18 protein-coding genes and 1 tRNA gene are annotated in these 19251 nt (G+C 64.3%); 7 read left to right on the top strand and 12 right to left on the bottom strand.

Annotated elements, in window-relative coordinates; all coding sequences use genetic code 11:
• The 6 genes from AC1DMG_RS11485 to AC1DMG_RS11510 form a co-directional block, all read left to right on the top strand.
• The coding region (locus tag AC1DMG_RS11485) for an endonuclease/exonuclease/phosphatase family protein (RefSeq protein WP_477180534.1) at positions 1–1134 on the top strand (1134 nt) is incomplete at its 5' end.
• 218 nt (positions 1135–1352) lie between these two features.
• A complete protein-coding gene (locus AC1DMG_RS11490; protein ID WP_441602607.1) occupies positions 1353–1697 on the top strand; it encodes a PsiF family protein in 345 nt (114 codons plus the stop codon).
• A 263-nt stretch (positions 1698–1960) separates the two neighbouring features.
• Positions 1961–3559, top strand: coding sequence for an ATP-binding cassette domain-containing protein (locus AC1DMG_RS11495; protein WP_477178001.1), 1599 nt, complete (start codon positions 1961–1963; stop codon positions 3557–3559).
• A gap of 31 nt (positions 3560–3590) precedes the next feature.
• Entirely contained in the window at positions 3591–4232 is a 642-nt protein-coding gene (upp, locus tag AC1DMG_RS11500; protein WP_477163395.1) for a uracil phosphoribosyltransferase, read from the top strand.
• Between the two features lie 247 nt (positions 4233–4479).
• Complete coding sequence (locus tag AC1DMG_RS11505; RefSeq protein ID WP_477178000.1) at positions 4480–6117, top strand: methyl-accepting chemotaxis protein; 1638 nt, start codon at positions 4480–4482, stop codon at positions 6115–6117.
• 13 nt (positions 6118–6130) lie between these two features.
• Positions 6131–7924, top strand: a complete 1794-nt coding sequence (locus tag AC1DMG_RS11510) for an EAL domain-containing protein (protein WP_477177999.1) — start codon at positions 6131–6133, stop codon at positions 7922–7924.
• A 51-nt stretch (positions 7925–7975) separates the two neighbouring features.
• Here the strand turns inward: AC1DMG_RS11510 and pip are convergent, their stop codons facing one another.
• From pip to AC1DMG_RS11525, 3 genes are all read right to left on the bottom strand, one after another.
• On the bottom strand, positions 7976–8932 hold the full coding sequence (gene pip / locus AC1DMG_RS11515) for a prolyl aminopeptidase (RefSeq protein WP_441602602.1): 957 nt from the start codon (positions 8930–8932) through the stop codon (positions 7976–7978).
• A 110-nt stretch (positions 8933–9042) separates the two neighbouring features.
• Positions 9043–10068 carry a YncE family protein gene (locus tag AC1DMG_RS11520; RefSeq protein ID WP_477177998.1) on the bottom strand — a complete coding sequence of 342 codons (1026 nt, stop codon included), beginning with the start codon at positions 10066–10068 and terminating at the stop codon, positions 9043–9045.
• Positions 10069–10149: 81 nt separating this feature from the next.
• Positions 10150–11532 carry an FAD-binding oxidoreductase gene (locus AC1DMG_RS11525; RefSeq protein ID WP_477177997.1) on the bottom strand — a complete coding sequence of 461 codons (1383 nt, stop codon included), beginning with the start codon at positions 11530–11532 and terminating at the stop codon, positions 10150–10152.
• 122 nt (positions 11533–11654) lie between these two features.
• On the opposite strand from AC1DMG_RS11525, the gene serA reads away from it, so the two are divergent.
• Positions 11655–12887, top strand: a complete 1233-nt coding sequence (serA, locus tag AC1DMG_RS11530) for a phosphoglycerate dehydrogenase (RefSeq protein WP_441602599.1) — start codon at positions 11655–11657, stop codon at positions 12885–12887.
• A 25-nt stretch (positions 12888–12912) separates the two neighbouring features.
• Here the strand turns inward: serA and AC1DMG_RS11535 are convergent, their stop codons facing one another.
• The 9 genes from AC1DMG_RS11535 to rpmI form a co-directional block, all read right to left on the bottom strand.
• On the bottom strand, positions 12913–13227 hold the full coding sequence (locus AC1DMG_RS11535; protein ID WP_477175409.1) for a Txe/YoeB family addiction module toxin: 315 nt from the start codon (positions 13225–13227) through the stop codon (positions 12913–12915).
• Between the two features lie 6 nt (positions 13228–13233).
• Positions 13234–13713, bottom strand: a complete 480-nt coding sequence (locus AC1DMG_RS11540) for a type II toxin-antitoxin system Phd/YefM family antitoxin (RefSeq protein ID WP_441602597.1) — start codon at positions 13711–13713, stop codon at positions 13234–13236.
• A gap of 247 nt (positions 13714–13960) precedes the next feature.
• A tRNA-Pro gene (locus AC1DMG_RS11545) sits at positions 13961–14037 on the bottom strand.
• A 62-nt stretch (positions 14038–14099) separates the two neighbouring features.
• Positions 14100–14456, bottom strand: coding sequence for a MerR family transcriptional regulator (locus AC1DMG_RS11550; RefSeq protein WP_019467383.1), 357 nt, complete (start codon positions 14454–14456; stop codon positions 14100–14102).
• Positions 14437–14736, bottom strand: coding sequence for an integration host factor subunit alpha (gene ihfA / locus AC1DMG_RS11555; RefSeq protein WP_019467382.1), 300 nt, complete (start codon positions 14734–14736; stop codon positions 14437–14439). Before ihfA ends, AC1DMG_RS11550 begins: the two co-directional genes overlap by 20 nt.
• A 1-nt stretch (position 14737) precedes the next feature.
• The gene (gene pheT / locus AC1DMG_RS11560; protein WP_477177996.1) at positions 14738–17137 is read right to left on the bottom strand and encodes a phenylalanine--tRNA ligase subunit beta; all 2400 of its coding nucleotides are present in this window, start codon (positions 17135–17137) and stop codon (positions 14738–14740) included.
• A 21-nt stretch (positions 17138–17158) separates the two neighbouring features.
• Positions 17159–18154: a phenylalanine--tRNA ligase subunit alpha gene (gene pheS, locus AC1DMG_RS11565; RefSeq protein WP_441602595.1), complete on the bottom strand. Its 996-nt coding sequence runs from the start codon at positions 18152–18154 to the stop codon at positions 17159–17161.
• A gap of 145 nt (positions 18155–18299) precedes the next feature.
• Positions 18300–18659 (bottom strand): 50S ribosomal protein L20, encoded by a 360-nt coding sequence (gene rplT, locus AC1DMG_RS11570; protein ID WP_017463630.1) that lies wholly within the window; start codon positions 18657–18659, stop codon positions 18300–18302.
• 16 nt (positions 18660–18675) lie between these two features.
• Positions 18676–18873 carry a 50S ribosomal protein L35 gene (gene rpmI, locus AC1DMG_RS11575; RefSeq protein ID WP_038615747.1) on the bottom strand — a complete coding sequence of 66 codons (198 nt, stop codon included), beginning with the start codon at positions 18871–18873 and terminating at the stop codon, positions 18676–18678.
• Positions 18874–19251: the final 378 nt, after the last annotated feature.

Genomic DNA, 19251 nt, shown 5'->3' on the forward strand with positions numbered 1-19251 from the left:
CCGTACGCACTGCGCATCGGTGCGTTCAACACCGAGCGCTTCTGCGACACCAACTTCAACACCGTCTTTACCTGCAGCGGCGACAGCAAGGAGCCGACGGCCGATGAAGTGGCCTTGAAGACGCAGCGCCTGTCCGCCTATATCGGCAGCGTGCTGCAGTTGCCCGACGTGCTGTCGGTGGAGGAAGTGAAGAGCCTGCCGCTGCTGCAAGGTTTGGCCACGCAGCTGGGTGACGACTATCGCGCCAAGTACCAGGCCTATCTGGTGCCCGGACACGATCCCAGCGGCATCAACGTGGGCTTCCTGGTGCGCAGCGATCGCGTTCGCGTGGTCTCCGTGCAGCAACTGGCCGCTGACGAAACCTGGAACGACAACGGCCAGACCGCGTTCGTGCACGACCATCCGCCGCTGTTGCTCACCGCCGAAGCGCGCGGCGTTCGCTTCCAGGTGATCTCGGTGCACATGAAGGCTCGCACCAACGTCGACGACAACGACGACAGCGCCGTGCGCGACCGTCAGAAGCGCTTCCTGCAAGCCAGTTCGCTGGCACGCCAGGTGCAAAGCCTGCAGGGCACCAATCCGTGGCTGCCGTTGATGGTGGTGGGCGACTTCAACGCCTACCAGTTCAGCGATGGCTGGGTGGACGTGGTGGGACTGGCGTCGGGCAAGTACAAGGACAGCGAAAACCAGCTGAAGCTGGGCAAGAACATCGTGCGCCCTGCCCTGTGGAATGCGGTCGAATCGGTGCCGCAGAACGATCGCTACTCGTTCCTCTACACCGAGGCATTTGGCCCGATCCAGGGCTATACCGCGGCAGGCTCCGGCAACTCGGGCCGCGAGGTGCCCACCGTGCAAGTGCTCGATCATGCGCTGATGAACGATGTCGCCCGACTGCGCTTCCTGAAGATGCAGTACGGTCGCGCCGATCTCGATGCGCCGGTGCAGACCGAGGCCGATGCTGCCACCGCCACCGACGTGCGCAAGGCGATTGGCGTGTCCGATCACGATGGTTTCGTGGTCGATCTGTTCGTGCCGGGATTGTTCGGCGAACAAGGCCATGGTCATCACGATGACGACGACCACGGGCATGGCCATCACGACGACGATAACCAAGGGCACGACCACGGTCACTGATCGATAGCTTCAAATCCCAGGGAGGCCACGCCCGGCGACGGGCGTGGCCTTTCCTTTGGCGCCCCGCCAGGCTAAGAAAAGTCCGATTCTCCTGTCCCCCTCCGGCTTGCTGAACGGGACGCCTCGGCGACCGCGCGTGCCCTCCCACGCGACCTGTCGGCAGGCATAGACTTGCGACGCCGGCGTTCGCCGGTCATGTCATCCAGGAGGGTACCCGCATGTCTTCGCGTTTGAGTCTGATGGTTGCCAGCGTTGCGCTGGCCTTCGCTGCCTCCACCGCCTTTGCCGCGCCGCAGGCGGCAAGCAGCAGCGCGCCCGCCAAGAACTCGCAGCAGCAGCGCATGACCGACTGCAACAAGCAGGCCACGGGCAAGACCGGCGACGAACGCAAGACCTTCATGAGCAGCTGCCTGAAGGGCGAAAGCGCCGCACCGGCCAAGATGACCCAGCAGGAAAAAATGAAGGCCTGCAATGCCGATCCGCATGCCAAGACGCTCAAGGGCGACGAGCGCAAGCAGTTCATGAGCGCCTGCCTGAGCGGTACGCCCAACGCGGGCCATTGATCGCACTTTTGAGCAAGCCACCAGGGCGCCGGTTTTATCGGCGCCCTTTTTATTGCCGCTTGAGGTTCTGCTGCTATCCTGCGCACTCTCAAGCATTCCAGGGATTCACCGCCGACATGCGCCTCTAAGCCGCTCGCCTGCCAACCGATTGCTCCCAATTTGGGTGCGTTGCGTYTGGCCACGAGTGACAGGGCGGTCGACATCCCACAGCGCGCTTAAGCGCCCGACCCCTTGTCGTATGCCACTCCCCTATCGGAGGGTCTATGACAGCCATAGCCATATTTATCCACCAGCTCGGCTTTGCCTTGCCGGGTCGCGATCCCGTTTTCGAAAAACTCGAGACGTCCTTTTCCGTTGGCCGCCATGCACTGGTCGGACGCAATGGCAGCGGCAAGTCTCTGCTCGGTCAGATCCTTGCTGGCCGGATCGAACCCACCCACGGCCAGGTCGCGCGCACCGTCGAGCTCGCCTATCTACCGCAACGCTGGTCGGCGTTCGGCGGCAGCATCGCTGCGGCATTGGGCGTGGAGCACAAACTCGATGCGCTGCGCCGGATCGAGGCAGGCAGCGTTGATCCTGCGGATTTCCAGGCGCTTGCCGACGACTGGACCGTGTACGAACGGGCTAGTCGATGGCTGGAACAGGCCGCGCTACCGAGCGATCTGGCACGGCCATGGGAGAGCCTCAGCGGCGGCGAACGCGTGCGCCTGCAGCTCACGCAGTTGTTCGAACACGACCAGCATTTCCTGATACTCGATGAGCCCGGCAATCACCTGGATCGTCGCGGCCGGCATTGGTTGCGCGAAAAGCTGACGGCACACGCGGGCGGCTATCTGCTGATCAGCCACGACCGCGCACTACTGGCCGACGTGGAAAGCATCGACGAACTCTCACCGCAAGGCTTGCGTCGCTATGGCGGCGACTACGCCGCCTATGCCGCGCGACGCGATGCCGACCAACAGGCGGCCGGGCGGCAACTGGATCAGGCGCGACGCGAGCAGAAGATGCTCGAGCGCAAACAGCACGAAGAGCGGCAACGTCTCGCCAGGCAACAACAGAAAGCCCAGCGCGAACGTGCAAACGCGAACATGCCCACCATCCTGCTGGATCGGCGCAAGCAGCGCTCGGAAGACACCGGTGCCCGCCTGCTCACCGCGCAGCGTTTGCAACAAGCCAGGCAACACGAACAACTCTCCGAGGCCCGTGCTCGCGTGGACGTGCATCGCGCCCAGCGTTTCGACCTGGGTGAGCATGCGGCGACGCGTGCATCGTTCCAATTGCACGACTTCATACCGCCCTACGGACATGACCAGCCGATCAATCTGCATCTCGCACCGGGCGAACGCCTTTACCTGCACGGCGACAACGGCAGCGGCAAATCCAGCCTGCTCGCCGCCATCGCCGGGCGTTTACCCCCACGCGGCGGACAACTCCGGCGTGGTGAACGCTTGCTGCTGATCGACCAGCACTACAGCTTGCTGGATGACCAACACAGCGCTCTGGAGAACCTGCGCGAGCTATCGCCCGGCCATGCACCGACGCGCTATCGCGAATATCTCGCAGGCATCGGCCTGCGTGGCGAGCGTGCCGACGTGGCCGCCGGTGCGCTGAGCGGGGGCGAGCGCGTGAAGCTCGCCCTGCTGGCACTCGACAGCGCGCGTGAACCCTATGACCTTTTGCTGCTCGACGAGCCGGACAGCCATCTGGATCTGGACAGCCGCCAGCTGCTCGAGGAGGCATTGGCGACCTATCGCGGCTCGCTGATCCTGGTCAGCCACGATGCGGAACTGGTCGCGAAGGCGGGTATCGATCGCGAGCTTCGGCTGGACAAACCGCTCGCCCTCATCACGCCGCGTGAGTGACAATTCACCGACTCTGCCGCCAGGTTTGCCCATGAAAATCGTCGAAGTCCATCACCCCCTGATCCAGCACAAGCTCGGCCTGATGCGCCGCGCCGGCATCAGCACCAAGGAATTTCGCGAGCTGGCCTCGGAAGTGGCTTCGCTGTTGACCTACGAAGCCACCAAGGATCTGGAAACCGTCGAGCAGCGCATCGAAGGCTGGGCCGGTCCGCTCACCGTGCATCAGATCAAGGGCAAGAAGGTCACCATCGTGCCGATCCTGCGTGCGGGCCTGGGCATGCTGCCCGGCGTGCTCGACATGATTCCCGCAGCCAAGGTGAGCGTGGTCGGCCTGCAGCGCAACGAGGAGACGCTCGAGCCCATCACCTATTACGAGAAGCTCACCGGCCGCATGGACGAGCGCATCGCGCTGATCGTCGATCCCATGCTGGCCACCGCCGGCACCCTGGTTGCCACGGTGGACATGCTCAAGGCCGCCGGTTGCAAGCGCATCAAGGGACTGTTCCTGGTCGCCGCGCCCGAAGGCCTCAAGCGCATCGAAGCGGCGCATCCGGATGTGGAGATCTACACCGCGTCCATCGACGAGCGGCTCAACGAGCACGGCTACATCCTGCCCGGGCTCGGCGATGCGGGCGACAAGATCTTCGGCACCAAGCAATTGCCCGCCAGCTGAGCATCGGCATCTCACGTTCCGCCAAAACCCCGCCCTCATCGGCGGGGTTTTTCTTTGACTCAAGCATGAGAAGTGCAGCACATAAGTCACGGAGACGACATCTTCCCGTGCCATGATTTCCGCGTCGCCTCGACCCCGCGAGGCAGTCATAACAAGTTGAAGATAAAGCGCTTTTCCTGCATTTTTGGCTAAAGTTACCGCGCGGTGAGCCGACAGCTCTTGCAGTTCCCTCACCCCGGACTTCCCCATGTTCAAGTTCTCCAAGCCGACCACCGGATTGACGCTGCGCCAGCGTCTGCTGTTGCGCCTGCTGGCCATCGTGTCGCTGCTGGCGATCACCTGCGTGGCCGGCATGGTGCAGTTGCATCGCGCGGATACGCGCATCCAGGGTCTGGTCGACGGTTCGCTCAGCCCGGTCGCCGACGTGGGCCGCGTGCAGAACGACTACAACAGCACACTGCAGGTGCTGGTCCATGCCGTGATGTCCCAGTTGCCCTCGGCGGTGGAAGACGCACACACGCGCATCCACGCCGATCGCATCGATGCCGAGCGCCACTGGAAGACGCTGCTGGGCAGCGAACTGGCGCAGGAACAGGCGCAGACGCTCAAGCTCACCACCGCCCATCGCGCCGAAGCCGACCGCATCATCGACGAGACCCTCGCCCTGCTCGATGCCGGTCAGTTCGATATCGGCGGCCTCAAGCTCACCACCGAAGTGCAGCCGGCCTATGAGCCGCTGCAGAGCGACTTCGCCAACCTGTTCCAGTCCGCGCTGGCCAAGGGCAACCAGCAGGTGGCCATGCAGCGCGCGGCGGACCGCGACGGTATGGTGCTCTTGCTGGTGCTGCTGGGCGTGGCGCTCGCCGTCACCATCCTGATGGATGGCGCGCTGATGCGCTCACTCATGCAACGCCTCAAACGCGCCACGCAGGTGGCCGAACGCATCGCCGCCGGCACGCTGGGCGAGGCAATCGACGTCGGCTCCAACGACGAGCTGGGCAAACTGCTGGGCGCGCTCGCCTCCATGGATACCCAGCTCACCCAGGTGCTGACCGAAGTACGCGTCGGTGCCGAATCGGTGGGCGAACGCGCGCGTCGGCTTGCCTTGGACAACGAAGCGCTGAGCTCGCGCACGCAGGCGCAAGCGGCCAGCCTGGAGCAGACAAGCACCTCGATGACCCATATGGCGGACACCGCGACGCTGGGCGCGGGCCACGCTGACGGCGCGGCTGCGGCGGCACGCGATGCACTGGAGCACGCCGAGCATGGCCGCCAGGTGGCAGACGAAGCCATCGATTCGATGCTCGCCATCGAAAAGGCCAGCCGCGATATCGCGGAGATCGTCGACCTGGTCGACAGCATTGCGTTCCAGACCAACCTGCTCTCGCTCAACGCAGCCATCGAAGCGGCGCAGGCAGGCGAACGCGGCCGCGGATTCGCCGTGGTGGCCACCGAAGTGCGCCAGCTCGCGCGCCGTTGCGTGGATGCCGGCAAGGACATCCGTCGCCTGGTGGAACGCAGCGGCGAYGCCGTCGTCACCGCACGCGAACGCGTGACGCGCTCGGGCGAGGCGCTCGACGGCATCGTGCTCAGCATCGCCAATGTCTCCACGCGCGTCTCGCAGATTTCCGGTGCAACGCTGTCGCAGGTCAGCGGCATCGGCCAGGTCAATCGCGCGGTGATGGCGATGGACGGCATGACCCAGGCCAACGCCGAACTGGTGGAAGACATCAAGTACACCGGCCGCGCGCTGGCCACCGATGCCGACACGCTGATGCGGCAAGTCGCGTTTTTCCGCCTTCCCCAAACGGAAGGCCACCATGGGTCGCCGCATGAAGCGGGGCTCTCATCTGCCAAGGTGCATCCAACGCGGGCCGCGGCCTGACATCGAACAGGGCATGCCAGCCAGACCCCTCCCCCACTACACGCCACAAGCCGTGCTTGAGCGCGCGCTCGCCGCAGGAAGCCTGCAGCCGGTCTTTCAGCCGGTGGTGCGCGTGGAYACGCTCGAAGTGGTGGCGCACGAGGGCCTGAGCCGCTGTGCCTTCATGCCGGGCGAGCTGTCGATCCTCGATCTGCTGGATCTGGCCCGCATGGAGGGCCGACTGGCGGAGCTGGAATTGCATGCCGCACGCACGCTATGCAATGCGTTCGAAGCGCAGGCGGCAGCGGGCCGCCTGCTGGTGAACCTGAGCGCGCACGCCATCCTGCACGACACCTTGCGCCCGGACGACGTGCTGCTGGCACTGTCGGCCTGCGGCCTCGACCCCGCCCGCGTCACCATCGAAGTGACCGAGCGCGATGTAGTGGAAAGCCCCGCCCGCCTCGCCCATGCCCTGGGCTATCTGCGCGCGCATGGCATCCGCGTCGCGCTGGACGATTTCGGCAATGGCCATTCCAACTTCGAGATGTGGAACGAGATCCACCCCGACGTGGTGAAGATCGACCGATACCTCATCAACGGCGTGTCGCGCAGCGCGGGACGCCTGGCCATCGTGCGCTCGCTTTGCCAGGTCGCCGAATCGCTGGGCACCGACCTGGTCGGCGAAGGCGTGGAAGACCCGGCGGACCTGCGCGTCTTGCGCGACCTGGGTATCCCCTATGCGCAAGGCTTCCTGATTGGCCGTCCTGCCGAACACATTGTCCGCGAAGCCAGCGCCGAATCTCGGCAAGTGTTGCGTACGGCGGCAGTGTCAGTGCTGCCGCGCCCGCGCGGCCCGGTCACGCAGCGTCCCACGCAAGTGAGCCACCTGTTGATCGAGGCGCCCGCCGTGCAGCCGCGTCAGACCAACGACGAGGTGATGGCGCTGTTCGTCGATCATCCCGAGCTGCACGCGGTGGCGGTGGTCAAGGACGGGCATCCGATCGGCCTGATCAATCGCCGCCTGGTCAACGAGCGCATGGCGCAGCCTTTTGCCCGCGAACTGCTGGCGCGCAAGTCATGCACGGCGCTGATGAACAGCGCGCCGCTGGTATGCGATGAAAACCGCAGCCTCGAAAGCCTGGCCGACGTGCTGCGCGGCGAAGATCAACGCTATCTCGCCGACGGTTTCATCGTGACGCGCAAGGGCGTCTATCTGGGCCTGGGTACGGGCGAGGCCCTGGTGCGTCGCGTGAGCGAGCTGCGTATCGAAGCAGCGCGGCACGCGAACCCGCTGACCTTCCTGCCCGGCAATATTCCCACCACCGAACATCTGGAACGGCTGATCGATGGCGGCGAGTGTTTCACCGTGGTGCACGTCGATCTCACCGACTTCAAACCGTTCAACGATCACTACGGCTATTCGCGCGGCGACGAGATGATCCGCCTGCTGTCAGGGCTGCTGAGCGAGCACGTGGACCCGGCGCTGGATTTCATCGGCCATATCGGCGGCGACGATTTCGTGGTGCTGTTCCAGAGCGGCGACTGGGAGGCGCGCTGCCAGCGGGTGATTGATGCGTTCAATGCGCGCTCGCCGCAACTGTTCGATGCGCTGGACATCTTCCACGGCGGACTGCAAGGCAAGGATCGTCGCGGCGAGCCGCAATTCTTCCCGTTTACGACGGTGGTGATGGGAGCAGTGGAGCTGGCGCCACCGCTGCCGCAACGCGCGCAATCGATCGCCATGCTCGCCGCGCGCGCCAAGCGCCAGGCCAAGCGTGCGCACGTCAGCCTGCACGTGTTTCCCCGGCTGGCCATGTCGCAGACATAAGAAAACCCCGGCAGATGGCTACCGGGGTTCGCGTACGTCAGTGGGGCTCAATCAGCCGCGGAAACGATCCGTCGCGTTGATCAGCTCCGAGATATTGCCCGGCTCGAATGCAGAGTGACCGGCATCCTGCACGATGCGCAGATCCGCTTCCGGCCACGCACGATGCAGATCCCAGGCGCTGCGCATCGGGCACACCACGTCGTAGCGACCCTGCACGATCACGGCAGGAATCTTGCGGATGCGCTCGACGTTGCGCAGCAGCTGGTCATCATGTTCGAAGAAGCCGCCGTGCACGAAGTAGTGGCATTCGATGCGGGCAAAGGCCAAGGCGAATTCGTCTTCGCCGCTGGACTGGATATGGCTTTCGTCCTGCCACAGGTAACTGGTGGCGCCCTCCCACACCGACCATGCACGCGCCGCTTCCACGCGTTCGATCGGGTCGCTGCTGGTCAGGCGACGGTAGTAGGCGCTCATCAGGTCGCCGTGCTCCACCTCGGGGATCGCCTTCAGATAGGTTTCCCAGGCATCGGGATACAGCGCGTCGCAACCCTTCTGGTAGAACCACTCCAGTTCCCAGCGACGCAGCATGAAGATGCCGCGGAGCACCAGCTCAGTCACGCGCTCCGGATGGGTCTGCGCATAGGCGAGCGCCAGCGTCGAACCCCAGGAGCCGCCGAACACCTGCCAGCGATCGATGCCCAGATGCCCGCGGATGCGCTCGATGTCGTTGACCAGGTTCCAGGTGGTGTTTTCGTGCAATTCCGCGTGCGGCGTGGACTTGCCGCAGCCGCGCTGATCGAACAGCACGATGCGATACACCGCCGGATCGAAGAAGCGCCGGCACTTCGGATTGGTGCCGCCACCCGGGCCGCCGTGCAGGAACACTACCGGCTTGCCGTTGGGATTGCCGCTCTGTTCGTAGTACAGCGTGTGCAGGTCCGACACCTTGAGCATGCCGGTGTCATACGGCTCGATCTCGGGATACAGGGTGCGAAGTTCCTGCGACATGCTCGATGCTCCTGAAGCGAACGGGGACGGCCTATAAGGCTATCACGCCGCCCCTGATCGCCTCTTTCACCCAGACCGCCGGCGCACCTCTCAGTGCGCCGGAGACAGCCTCAGGGCGCGCCGACCGTCAACACCGTGAAGCTATCCGGCACGATGTCCGGGCGAGCGCCCTCCTTCGGTGCCGACGCCCACTTGGCCGCCGAGAGGTAGAGCCGATGCAGCTTGGGATCGAGCGTGAGCGTGCGGGCGCTGGGCTGAGTCGGAATAGATGCGACCACGCTGTAGTGATCGGCGTCCTTCTGGCGCACGGCCGTGATATCACCGCTCTCGCCATTGGAGCTGTACACCATCGAGGTGGCCTCATCGAAGACCACCGCATCCGGGCCTTCGCCGATCGGCACCCGCGCCACGGCCTGGCCGTTCTCGGCATTGGTCACGGCCATCTGCTTGTTGTCGCAAACAGAAAACAGGCGATGCAGCTTGCGGTCGATCGCCAGGCCGGTCGGCGCTTCGCAACCGCCCAGCGACCACGTCGCTGCCACGGTGTTGCTGGTCGTGTCGATCTTCACCAGCTGTGCCGTGTCTTCAATATTCACGTAGATCGATCCGGCCTCGTCGCTTTGCGCGAATTCCGGCTTGCCGGGCAAGGCCACCGTGGCCGTCACGGTATTGGTGGCAGGGTCAATCACGCTGAAGGAATGTCCCTTGCCGTTGAACGTGAACAAGTGCTTCGACGCCGGGTCGTAGGCAATGGCATCGGGCTTCTCGCCCGTGCCGCTGATAGTCGCCACAACATTGAAGGTGTCGAGGTCAAACACCGTGACCGAGGCGGCCTGCCCGTTGCTGGCATAGCCGCGATGCGCCGACTGATCCAGCGCCACGCCGTGTACCCCCTTCGTGCCGGGAATCGTGCCGATACGCTTGTGCTGGTCCACGTCCACCACATCGACATGGTCGCCGCGCGTCACGAACAGATGACGGCGCTGCGCATCGAAACTGAGGTAATCCCAGCCGCCGGCGCCACCGAGCGGCAGGCGGGCGAGCACGCGGAAATCAGTCGGTGCCGGGGCGGCCGTGGCATGGCCGGCAAAGGCCGCCGCGAGGGCACAAAACAGCAGGGTGGGCAAAGGACGCATGGGGAAACCCGTCAGCAGTGAGGTCTGCACAGCATCCCCGGCCCGACTTAGGTCCGGCTTAGCCGGCGCCGCTGGACGCCATCAGACGAACAGCTTGCCCGGATTGAGCAGCCCCTTGGGGTCGAACACCTGCCGCACGCCGCGCATCAGCGCAATTTCCGCCTCGCTACGGGTGCTGCCCAGATAGGCGCGCTTGACCAGGCCGATGCCGTGCTCGGCCGAAATACTGCCGCCGTGCCGCTGCAGCGTTTCGGCCAGCAACTTGGTGACGTGCTCGCACTGGGCGATGAAATCGCTGTCCGACAGATCGTCTGGACGCAGCACGTTGATATGCAGGTTGCCGTCACCGATGTGTCCAAACCAGACCACGTCGAAGTGCGGATACTCGCGGCCCAGCAAGGCCTGGATCTCGCGCAGGAAAGCCGGCAGCGCACTGATCCGCAGCGAGATGTCGTTCTTGTACGGGCGATGCGGCGCCAGGCTCTCGGTGATGCCTTCGCGCAAACGCCACAGTGCGGCGGCCTGCGCATCACTTTGCGCGATCACGCCGTCGCTGATCCAGCCGTGATCCACGCCGACTTCGAACGCAGCTAGCGCGGCGTCCTGTGCTGCTTCGCTGTTGTCGAACTCGGTCACCACGTAATACGGGTGCTCGCCATCGATGGCCCGCTGCGCACCGTGCGCCAACACATGGCGCAGTGCTGCATCGGTGAAGAACTCGAACGCCTGGAGCGTGAGCCGCGAGCGAAACAGCGCGAACACCTCCATTAGCGCTTCCATATTGGGCAGCGCCAGCAACATGACCTGCGATGGCGGCGGCGGATCGGTGAGCCGCAAGGTCGCTTCGACCACGACACCCAACGTTCCCTCCGAACCGATCAGCAACTGCCGCAGGTCGTAGCCGCTGGAGTTCTTGATCAGCCCGCGATTGAGCTGCAACAGCTCGCCGTTGCCAGCCACCACGGTGAGTCCGGCAATCCACTCGCGCGTGTTGCCATAGCGGATCACCCGGATGCCCCCGGCATTGGTGGCGATATTGCCACCGATGGAGCAGGAGCCGCGCGCGGCAAAGTCCACCGGGTAGAGCAGCCCCTGTTCCCTGGCAGCCTCGTGCACGGCATGCAGCGTCATGCCGGCCTGCACGCTGAGCGTGCGATCCACCTCATCGAAGCCGAGCACGCGATTCATGCGCTCCAGGCTGAGCACCAGCTCGCCGTTCGCCGCCACCGCGCCACCCGACAAACCCGTGCGGCCGCCCGAGGGTACGATCGCCACCTGTTGCTCATTGGCCCAGCGCACCACGGCCTGCACCTCGGCCACGTCGCCAGGCAGCGCGATTGCCAGCGGCGCGGGGGTCCAGCGGCGCGTCCAGTCGCGGCCGTAGTGCTCCAGATCGGCCGGATCGGTCAGCAGGCGAAGATTGGGCAGCCGGGCGGCGAGCGCGGCCAGTCGAGCATCAGTCATGCGGTTGTCCCCGGGTGTGCTGCAAGCCTGCCAGCGCAGCTTTGCATCGTCCAGTGTTGCGACGCCGCAAAAGCGCTTCAAGCCGTGGCATAGTGCAGGCGTTCTCCATTGCGCAACGGCCCATGAAGACCTCGTTCCCGAAACAAGACATCAAGGTACTCCTGCTCGAAGGCGTCAGCCGCAGCGCCGTGGAAAGCTTCCAGCGCGCGGGCTACAGCCAGATCGAATACCACGAAAAAGCCCTGCCGGAGGCCGATTTGAAGGCCCGCATCGCTGAGGCCCATATCGTCGGCATCCGCTCGCGCACGCACCTGACCGATGAGGTGCTTCAGCAGGCTAAACGGCTAATTGCGGTGGGCTGCTTCTGCATCGGCACCAACCAGGTGGACCTCGGCAGCGCCCGCCGGCTCGGCGTGCCGGTGTTCAACGCGCCCTACTCCAATACGCGCAGCGTGGCGGAATTGGTTATCGCTGAAACCATCATGCTGTTGCGCGGCGTCCCGCAGAAGAACGCGCTATGCCATCGCGGCGGCTGGACCAAATCCGCCGCGGGCAGCTTCGAGGCGCGCGACAAGGTGCTCGGCATCGTCGGCTATGGCCATATCGGCACCCAGGTCGGCGTGCTAGCCGAAAGCCTGGGCATGCGCGTGATCTTCCACGACATCGAATCCAAGCTCTCGCTGGGCAACGCCCGCGCCGCCAACAGCCTGGACGACCTGCTGGAACGCGCCGACGTGGTGACCCTGCACGTGCCGGAGACTCCTGCCACCCAGCTGATGATCGGCACCCGCGAACTGGCCCGCATGCGCAAGGGCTCGCTGCTGATCAACGCCTCGCGCGGCACCGTGGTGGATATCGAAGCGCTGGCCGCCTCGCTGCGCTCGGAGCATCTGGCCGGCGCCGCGGTGGACGTCTTCCCGGTCGAACCCAAGGGCAACGACGATGCCTTCGTGTCGCCCCTGGTCGGCATGGACAACGTGATCCTCACCCCGCATATCGGCGGCAGCACGCTGGAGGCACAGGACAATATCGGCATCGAAGTGGCCGCCAAACTGGTGCGCTACAGCGACAACGGCTCCACCCTCTCGGCGGTCAACTTCCCCGAAGTCTCGCTGCCCGAACATCCCCGCAGCCGCCGCCTGCTGCACATCCATCGCAACGTGCCGGGCGTGCTCTCGCGCATCAACGAGCTGTTCTCCGCCGGCAACATCAACATCGATGCGCAGTTCCTGCAGACGGACAGCGAAGTGGGCTATGTCGTGATCGATGTGGCCGCCGATGAGAAGCAGTCGGGTGAGCTGCGCGATCGTCTCTCGGCCATTCCGGGGACGCTGCGCAGTCGCGTGCTTTATTGAGAAACGACCGTTGGGCGGTGCAGATTCAGTAGTGGAATCTGCACTGCGCGATCTGGATCATCCGTATGGTTGTCCTGGCGTGCTTCACGCCAGGAGCAGGAAGGTCCAGCAGCCGATAGACCAGCCGGTGTTCCAGGGTGATGCGCCGCGACCACCAACCGGACCAGTTCTCCCTTAGAGGTTCTGGCTTGCCCAGGCCCGTAAAGGGAGTCTTGCGAATATCCCTGATCAAACCATTGATGGCGGCTACCTTGGTGGCATCGCTTGCCTGCCAATGTAGGTAGTCTTCCCAGCCTCGCTTCGACCACCACAGATCATCCCTGTTCCTGTCTTGGTCCATGGCGTTTTACGCCTTCTTCTTGGGCTTCGAGGCTGACTTCGCCGGCGCGGCCTTGGAAGGGTTCTTGGGTTTGCCCGGCGTGGCGGCCTTGACCCGGCTGGCCTTCGAGTCACCCGCCTTGACCTTGGTCTCTACACCGGTATGCCGGCGGATCAACAAAGGGGCCGCATGGCTGGGCTCGTCCATGACCTTGCCGGCCTGGTGCTTGCGCGGGGCCATGCCAGCCAGATCGTCAGGGGTAACCACGCGGGCGGCAGCCGGCAGCCGGGCGTCGGCCTCTTCCATCGCCTCGTTAAGGCGCGCTGCATTCGCCCTGGAGCTGACGAGGTACAGCATCTCTTGAATGGAGTTGTAGTCACTAGCCGAAAGCATCACGAGATCCTCGGCATCGCGGCGCGTGATGAGCGTAGCGGTATGGTCCTCCGCTACCTGATCGGCCACTGCCTTCAGATTGTTCCTTGCCTCCGTGAAGTTCACGGTCCTCATGGGGGCTCTCCCGACATGTACGTCATATTGCACATGTTCAGTGTAGGGCCTGTCCATCAGGCCAACAAGCAAAGGGACGTCTGGTCTTTCCTGCGAAAGAGATAGGGCTTTGCTGCAGCGAAGCCAGCTTCGAGTAGCTTTCGCGGCTCGCTGGCGACCGCTGCAGAGTTTCGAAGTCCCGCTTTCGCAGCATCAACAAACAAAAAAACGGCGCCCAAAGGCACCGTTTTCTTATCTATTGCCGAATTGGTCGGGACGGCGGGATTCGAACCCACGACCCTCTGCCCCCCAGGCAGATGCGCTACCAGGCTGCGCTACGCCCCGATGATCGGCAAGACGACAAGTCTACCAGCTAAGCCGGTAGTACCGGAAGTCGTGATGAAAGTTCAGCGACGCAGCAGTGCGAGGACTTCTTCCAGCTCCATGCGCACCTGGCGCACGATCTGGTGGGAAATGCTCGACTCCATGCGCGCCTGCGGGCCTTCCAACCGGGCGCGGGCGCCGGTGATGGTGAAGCCCTCGTCATACAGCAGGCCACGGATCTGACGGATCATCAGCACGTCGTGACGCTGGTAATAGCGGCGGTTGCCGCGGCGCTTGACCGGATTGAGTGCGGGAAATTCCTGTTCCCAATACCGCAACACGTGCGGCTTGACGCCACACAGTTCGCTTACTTCACCAATCGTGAAGTAGCGCTTCGCCGGAATGGCGGGCAGCTCGGTGTTATTCCCTTGGTCCAGCATAGCCCTCGACTCGCACCTTGAGTTTCTGACCCGGTCGGAACGTCACCACGCGGCGGGCGGAAATCGGAATCTCTTCGCCCGTCTTGGGATTGCGTCCCGGTCGCTGGTTCTTCTGGCGGAGGTCAAAGTTGCCGAACCCCGACAGCTTCACCTGCTCGCCCTTTTCCAACGCCTCGCGGACCACCTCGAAATAGGCGTCCACGAATTCTTTTGCCTCACGCTTGTTGAGGCCCACCTCGAGAAAGAGGCGCTCGGCCATCTCTGCTTTGGTCAGCGCCATCTTATCCTCGCAACTTCGCCTTGCATGCCATCTCCAACGCACCGACTGCTTCACGAATGTTACGGTCGGCGTCGTCGTCAGTAAGGGTGCGTGAAGCGTCCTGTAAAATCAAGCCCATAGCGAGACTCTTTCGGCCTAGTTCGACCCCCTTGCCGCTATAGCGATCGAACAGGCGCAGCTCCTTGAGCTGGCTGCCCAGGGTCGAGCGGACCACCTGCTCAATCTGTGACCAGCTCACCTCTTCCGGCACGTCCACCGCAATGTCGCGGCGTACGGACGGGAAGCGCGGGACGGCCACGGCCTTGGGCAGGCGGCGGGCCAGGACCGGTTCCAGCTCCAGTTCGAGCACATGGACATCGGCGCCGAGGTCCAGGGCTTTAGCCAGCTGCGGATGCAGGGCACCCAGGTAACCGACGGTCTGCCCGTCGCGCGTCACGCGGGCACCGCGACCGGGATGCAGCCAGCCGGGCAAGCCGTCGGCATGGAAGGCCCAGCGATCGGGCTCGCCGCCCCAGACGATCAGGGCATCGAGGTCGCCCTTGAGGTCGTGGAAATCGAGCGTGCGCGAGGCTTCGCCCCACTGCTCGGCATGCGCGATGCCGCTGGCGACGATGGACAGGGTCGGCGTCTCGGTCGGTGCGTCCTTGCGGGCGGCGGCTTCGGCGCTGATGCGGAAAGTACGGCCCAGTTCGAACAGGCGCACGCGCTCCTGCTGGCGGGCGCGGTTGTGCGAGAGCGCCACGATCAGCCCTGGCAGCAGGGACGGACGCATGATGGCCAGCTCCGCCGATAGCGGGTTGGCCAGCGGCACCAGCTGTTCGGTCATGCCCCAGCGCTGCAGCACGTCGTTGCCGATGAAGGCCAGGTTCACCGCCTCGTAGTAACCGCGGGCAGCGAGCTGCTCGCGCACGGCCAGTTCGTTGAGGCGTGCTTCCGGTTCGGCCGCCAGGGTCAGCGCACCGGCCGGCGTATGGGTCGGGATATTGTCGTAGCCATGGATGCGCGCGACCTCTTCGATCAGGTCCTCTTCGCGCTCGATATCGAAACGGCTGCTGGGTGCGGTGACCTGCCAGCCATCGTCCTGCGGCACCACCTTCATGCCCAGCGCGGTGAAGATGCGCTCGACTTCCACATCGGCCACCTCGATACCCAGCACGCGCTTGAGGCGCGCGCGGCGCAGCACCACGGTGGCGGGCGTCGGCAGATCGGTGAGGTTTTCGGCAACCAGCACGGGGCCAGCCTTGCCGCCCGCGATGGCGAGCAGCAGTTCCGTGGCGCGCTCCAGCGCACGCTGCGGCAGCGCCGGATCGACACCGCGCTCGAAGCGATGCGATGCATCCGTATGCATGCCCAGCTTGCGCGCACGGCCCATGATCGCGGCCGGTGCGAAGTGCGCGGATTCCAGGAACACGTTGCGCGTGTCGTCGGTGACGCGCGAATCGAAGCCGCCCATCACGCCAGCCACGGCGAGGCCACTGGTGGCGTCGGCGATCAGCACGAAACCGTTGTCGAGCTTGGCCTCGGAACCATCGAGCAGCTTGAGCGTTTCGCCATCGCGCGCGTGACGCACCACGATGTCGCCATGCAGCGTGTCGTTGTCGAAGGCATGCAGCGGCTGACCAAGTTCGAGCATCACGTAGTTGGTGACGTCGACCACGGCGCTGATCGGACGCAGGCCCGCGCGACGCAGACGCTCCGCCAGCCACAGCGGCGTGCGCGCCTTCGCATCGATGCCTTCGATGATGCGGCCCAGATAGCGGGGCGCATCGGCGCCCGCTTCGAGGCGGATACCGCGACGTGCTTCGCTGGTCACGGGTGCAGCTGCTTGTTCGCCCGTCTTCACGCGACTGCCGAACAAGGCCGCCACGTCGTGTGCAAGACCGTAAAGGCCAAGGCAATCCGGACGGTTCGGGGTGAGTTTCAGTTCGAAGCTCGCATCGGGCAGGCCAAGATAGGCAGCCAGCGGCTTGCCCACGGGCGCATCGGCCGGCAATTCGAGCAGGCCGGACGCATCGGCGTCGATGCCCAGCTCCTTGGCCGAGCACAGCATGCCGAACGATTCCACACCGCGCAGCTTGGCCGCGTTGATGTTGATACCGCCGGGCAAAGTTGCCCCCACCATCGCCAGCGGCACCTTGATGCCCACGCGCGCATTCGGCGCACCACAGACGATCTGCAGCGGCTCGCCCTGCCCCGCGTCCACCTTGCACACCTGCAGGCGATCGGCTTCAGGATGTTTTTCGGCGCCGACGATCTCGGCCACGACCACGCCATCCAGGCCTTCGCCCAGCGGCGTGAGTTCTTCCACTTCCAGACCGGCCATGGTCAGTGCGTGGGACAGCGTCGCGCGATCTGCCTGGATCTCGACCAGTTCGCGCAACCAGTTCTCGGAGAATTTCATGCGTATCGGTTCCTGCTGCGTTTACGCGAACTGCTTGAGGAAGCGCAGATCGTTCTCGAAGAACGCGCGCAGATCGGAAACGCCGTAGCGAAGCATCGCAAAGCGTTCCACACCCAGGCCGAAGGCAAAGCCGGTGTAACGCTCCGGATCAATGCCGCAGTTCTTGAGCACGTTCGGATGCACCATGCCGCAGCCCAGCACTTCCAGCCAGCGCGTGCTGCCGTCTTCCGCATCCCAACGGATGTCCACTTCGGCCGAGGGCTCGGTGAAGGGGAAATAGCTGGGGCGGAAACGCATCTCGAAATCGCGCTCGAAAAAGGCGCGGATGAATTCGGCCAGCGTGCCCTTCAGATCCGCAAAGCTCGAGGTCTCATCGACCAGCAGGCCTTCGATCTGATGAAACATCGGCGAATGCGTCTGGTCCGAATCGCTGCGATAGACCTTGCCCGGCGCAATGATGCGGATCGGCGGCTGGCGACCCTGCATCGAACGCACCTGCACCGGCGAGGTATGCGTGCGCAGCAGGCGGCCATCGCCGAAATAGAAGGTGTCGTGCATGGCGCGCGCCGGATGATGCGGCGGGAAATTCAGCGCCTCGAAGTTGTGCCAGTCGTCTTCGATTTCCGGACCATCGGCGCGCTGGTAACCCAGGCGCGAGAAGATCGCGCTGATGCGCTCAAGCGCGCGCGTGATCGGGTGAATACCGCCACGCTCGCCGTTGCGACCTGGCAACGTGATGTCGATGGTTTCGGAAGCGAGGCGGTGATCGAGTTCCGCCTGCTCAAGCACCTGCTTGCGCGCGGCCAGCGCGTCGGCAAGACGATCCTTGATGCGGTTGACCTCGGCACCACGCGCCTTGCGCTCGTCGGGCGACAGCGCGCCCAGCGCTTTCAGTGCGGCGGTGACGATGCCGCTCTTGCCCAGCAGGCTCACGCGCAGCGCGTCGAGTGCTTCGAGCGTGTCGGCGTTGCCAATATCGGCCAGCGCCTGCACGGCGCGGCTATCCAGATCGTCCATCGATGCGATTCCGGGTTGAAAGTCAGAAACGAAAACGGGGAGGAGGCTTCTGGCCTCCTCCCCGCGAACGTCACGCGCATCCCTTGAAGAGTGCGGCCATGGATGGCCGCTTCTTGATCTTAGCGATCAAGGATGAGCGCACAAATTACGCCGCCAGACTGGCCTTCGCTTTCTCTGCGATCGCGCCAAACGCCTTGATGTCGTGCACGGCGATATCAGCCAGCACCTTGCGGTCGACGGTGATGCCGGCCTTGGCCAGACCGTTGATCAGGCGGCTGTAGGACAGACCGAACTGACGAGCGGCGGCATTGATACGAACGATCCACAGCGCGCGGAACTGACGCTTGCGCTGCTTACGGCCGATATAGGCGTACTGACCAGCCTTGATGACGGCCTGGTTGGCAACGCGGAAGACTTTGCGACGGGCGTTGTAGTAGCCCTTCGCGCGGCCAATGATCTTTTTGTGACGACGACGGGCGGTAACGCCACGCTTTACACGAGCCATGGTTTATCTCCTCGCCTTACAAGTACGGCAACATGCGTGCTACACCCTTGGTGTCGCAAGCTTTGACGTGGTTGGTGGCACGGAGACCGCGCTTACGCTTGGTCGACTTCTTGGTCAGGATGTGCGACTTGAAGGCGTGACCGGCCTTGAACTTGCCCGACGCGGTTTTGCGAAAACGCTTCGCGGCCGCCCGGTTGGTCTTGATCTTGGGCATGGGAATGCTCCTTGATGGGGTTCGCCGTTTTGAGGTGCGGCCCCGGTTTCTGACTGATCTGGCGGCGACCCCGAGGGCCACTCTTTCCGTCCTGCCACGATCGGTTCACGACCCGTCCTGGTGGGTCGAACCGGCGATTATACGGAGGGATGGGGGGATTTGCCAGCCTTGAAGCTTGCCGCAGTCCAACTCCCTCTCCCCTCCGGGGAGAGGGTTGGGGTGAGGGGCGACCTGGCCTCAGTACATGGCAACCCTCACCGTCATTCCGGCGCAGGCCGGAATCCAGAGCCTCACGCTCCAGCCATACGATGACTACCGGGGCTTGACGCCACTGGATTCCGGCCTACGTCGGAATGACGGATAGGAGAGGTTCCCGCG

The sequence above is a fragment of the Dyella sp. 01N36 genome (assembly GCF_056399745.1).